This window comes from Sphaerospermopsis sp. LEGE 08334 (assembly GCF_015207205.1).
Classification (GTDB): Bacteria; Cyanobacteriota; Cyanobacteriia; order Cyanobacteriales; family Nostocaceae; genus Sphaerospermopsis.
Genome location: NZ_JADEXH010000094.1, coordinates 1 through 3,720, shown reverse-complemented (window position 1 = coordinate 3,720; position 3,720 = coordinate 1). Strand labels below are relative to the sequence as shown.

Genomic DNA, 3,720 nt, shown 5'->3' with positions numbered 1-3,720 from the left:
TCAGCCGCCCTTATCTTGGTATCTTCATTATCAGAAATGCGGATTAAATCAACCAAAGCCTGGATAGCATATTCATTGCCATTATCTATTTTTACTAAGCTTTCAGCCGCCCTTATCTTGGTATGTTCATTATCAGAAATGCGGATTAAATCAACCAAAGCCTGGATAGCATATTCATTGCCATTTCCTATTTTTCCTAAGCTTTCAGCCGCCCTTCTCTTGGTATATTCATTATCAGAATTGCGGATTAAATCAACCAAAGCCTGGATAGCTTGTTGATGATTTGTTTCTGGGATAACTTTTCTAGCTGTGGTTGCTAATGTGTCAGTGAATCTTACCCAATTTTGTTGATCTTTGTCAAAATAACCAAAACCATAGCGAATAAGTTCTGCTACAATCTGATCTGATAATTTACATTCTTTAAATTGATCAATTCCCGCAGCAGCTAAAAAGAAAGCACGATATTTATAAAATTCACCACACCCATCCTGAAAACTGCATAAAGCTTGAATAAATGCTGCTTTTTGTTCCTCTTCTACATCCTCTCTTCCCAACCACAATAAAATTACTTCCTTCCACTGGGGTTGAAAAATCCGATATGTACCTTGACTGGGATTTTCAGCATGATGATGGAAAAAATATGTCCACTTATCAACAGCTAAAGCTGCAAAATATTCCTCAAAGGTAGCATGATAAAAAGCATAAACCTTTTGAGTTGGTGATTCTGCGGCTATACCCACATGATTTAACCAACCCAGTTTTAAAGCCAGATAAAACAGGGAATTTTCATCATCAGGATATCCCAACCCTTCTTTAATATCTTTTTTATTAATAATAAAATCTTCACGCAAGCGAAACCGCGAACCACTTGATTCTATATCCCCCAGTGCTAACTTCCCTAAACCTGTATTTAATTCGTGTTGTTGTTTTTTAGTAGTAGGAAATTTATCGGATTTCCATTTATAAATATAATTGACAAACTGTTGATATAATCCTGCTTTGGTTTCTGGTAAATTTCCTTCTTCCCGTTGCCAAATACTACATAACAGCGTCAACCGCAAAGGATTTTGAATCAAATCCTGTAACCGTGCTTTTTCTGTTTTACCTAATTCTGTTTTTAACCTTTCGCCTTTTTCCCTTTCTTTTCCATTGCCAAACCAGTTATTAATAAACTGATGCACTTGCGAGGGATAGTCAAAATCAAGTAAGCGATAGGTTTCAAACTCCGATAGTGCATTAACATCAGCTTGCCACACATTCAACCGACAAGTTAACACCACCCGCGTTGTCTGCTGTATCGATCCTTTTAACTGCTGGGCGATAGTTTCTAAAGGTTGGTGAAACTGAGTCCCCACAGACATTTCATCAGCACCATCCAACAGCAACCACACCCGTCCCTGTGCCATTTGCTGCTGGAAATCTGCTTGCTTTTTAGGAGTCAATTCTGTAGCGGAAACAGCTTGTTTTAACCAAATTTCACAAATATATTGTTGTAAATTTATTGTATTATCATTTCGTCCCAAGTCTGCCAAAGAAATCCAAATTGGCAAACCCAAATCTTTCTCTAAAATCCAAAATGCAATAGTTTGTAGCAGCGTGCTTTTCCCAGCACCTGGTTCACCAATTAATGCTACTTGTCGTCCTTTGGTTTTACCTTCTCCCTGTTCTAAAATTTGACTTAAAAAAGCCCCATGTTCAAATTTTTGTTCCTGTTCATAGTTTGGTTTATATAACTGTGTACCTGCATCTGGTGCAAAGTCACCTTTATCTCGTTTCTCTACTTTCTTACGCTGCACCAGTGCTAAGGGTACATAAATCTGTTCGCGTTCTTTTTTTGTATCCTCATCTTGGTGTAATAGTTTATTGCTAGTTGCTTGGTTTTGCAACATTCCACAGCAGATATCCGGCCAGTTTGGTGAATCTTCTGCCTCACTGCCCCATTTATCTGTAACATACTTTACATTTTCGTCTATTGTATAATTTTTACCCTTTAGCGTAAGTTGGAACTTCCAGTAAGGTGTATTTCGTTTATTTTCAGGGCGCAAATCTTCAAGGTAGTTTAGGTCTTTAAGAAAAAAAATGACATTACGTATTAATTCTGTTGGTTTTGGTGTTCTTGTCTTTGTAGTTGACTTTAGCAGCGTAGTTGGTTTTACCAGATTTGCTAAAGCTTCTAATGTTGTACCATCATGCAACTTACCCCTCGTGTCTTTACACTTACCACCTACTTGTAAATTGGTATCAAAAACCCATTTCACTTGAATATCTTCTCGTTGAGACTCTTGTGTATTCTGTGTACTTTCCTTTAGCACAATTTCTAGTAGAGATTTAATAAAATGTGGGGCTATCTCTTTGGCTTTTTGTAGACCATAATTTCTACCTGTTGTACCTTGACCACTTTTATTCATAAAATTAAATTATAAAAAATATAGATAATATACGAAATTTTTATAATTAGACGATTCAGTTGTATTCCCCAAGCATTTGAGCTTCATCATACAACACTTTTAGGGTTTGCTTGGGGAGTTAATTAGGCTTTTCCCTCAAGGATTGAGATGTTATTACAGAATACCACTCTGCTTTAGATGAATACTCTGGTTTTGCTTGGGAAATTTGGATGGGAAAAAGCCCAAAGTTATTATTCTCTTCAAATACTAAAAAACTTGAAAATATGAGTGAACACGCAAACAAGGCTTTAATCAAAGTTTTGTCCATTGATGGCGGTGGTATTCGGGGAATCATCCCAGTTTTGATCTTGGCATACATAGAAGAGATTACTGGGATGCCAATTGCCTCATTGTTTGATTTAATCGTTGGTACTTCAACCGGGGGAATCATTGTATTAGGTCTGACAAAACCTAATTACAAAAACGAGCCTCAATACAGCGCAATCGATCTAATTCAATTTTATGAAATAGAAGGTAAGAAAATTTTTAAACCTTCAATATTGCGTAAGTTTTTTCCTCTGCCTATTTTTTCCCAGAAATTTTCTTCAACAAATATTGAATTAGTTTTGGAACAATACTTTGGTAATTCAATGCTCAGTGAAGCTACAAACGACATCTTAATTACCAGTTTTGATGTTGAAACTTTTTCACCCTACTTTTTCAAAAGACAAGAAGCACTACAGAATCCCCGAAAGAACGACTACTTAATGAGAGATATTGCCAGAGCCACATCTGCCGCACCGACTTTTTTCCAGCCTTACCAATTAAAATCCCAGCATCCGGGAGAGCCATTCAAAGTTTTAATTGATGGTGGAGTAGTAGCTAATAACCCTGCTTTATGTGGTTATGTAGAAGCTAAACGCCTTTACCCAGATGCTGAGGAGTTTTTAGTTGTTTCAGTTGGTACTGGCAATATTTCCCGAAGAGTTCCGTTTACAGCTATTAGACAGGCTGGAATTGTGAACTGGAGCCGACACATCCTTGATATTGTCTTTAATGGTACTAATGATATTACTCATGATCAATTAGAGAGTATACTCTGTAGTAATGGAAATCGTAATTACTATAGGTTTCAAGCGAATTTAAGTGATAAATATGATGCCATTGATGATGCTAGACCGGAAAACCTACAAATTTTAAAAGTTATTGCCCAGAACATGATTGCAGAAAATCAAAAAGATTTACTTGAACTCTGCAAGAAACTAAGAAGTTGATGTTTGGATATCACAAATAAAAACAGCCCCCTCCTTGCTTGCGGGGAGGGGGTTGGGGG

General features: G+C 36.9%; 2 protein-coding genes. One reads left to right on the top strand and one right to left on the bottom strand.

Annotated elements, in window-relative coordinates:
- Positions 1-2,408, bottom strand: a 2,408-nt coding sequence (locus IQ237_RS25795; RefSeq protein WP_194060090.1) for a HEAT repeat domain-containing protein, incomplete at its 3' end; no start/stop codon positions are given.
- 209 nt (positions 2,409-2,617) lie between these two features.
- On the opposite strand from IQ237_RS25795, the gene IQ237_RS25790 reads away from it, so the two are divergent.
- Positions 2,618-3,661, top strand: coding sequence for a patatin-like phospholipase family protein (locus IQ237_RS25790; protein ID WP_194060089.1), 1,044 nt, complete (start codon positions 2,618-2,620; stop codon positions 3,659-3,661).
- Positions 3,662-3,720 lie beyond the last annotated feature (59 nt).

Coding starts and splice junctions, on each gene's coding strand:
- IQ237_RS25790 (WP_194060089.1), top strand. CDS start 2,618: ATGGGAAAAAGCCCAAAGTTATTATTCTCTTCAAATACTAAAAAACTT.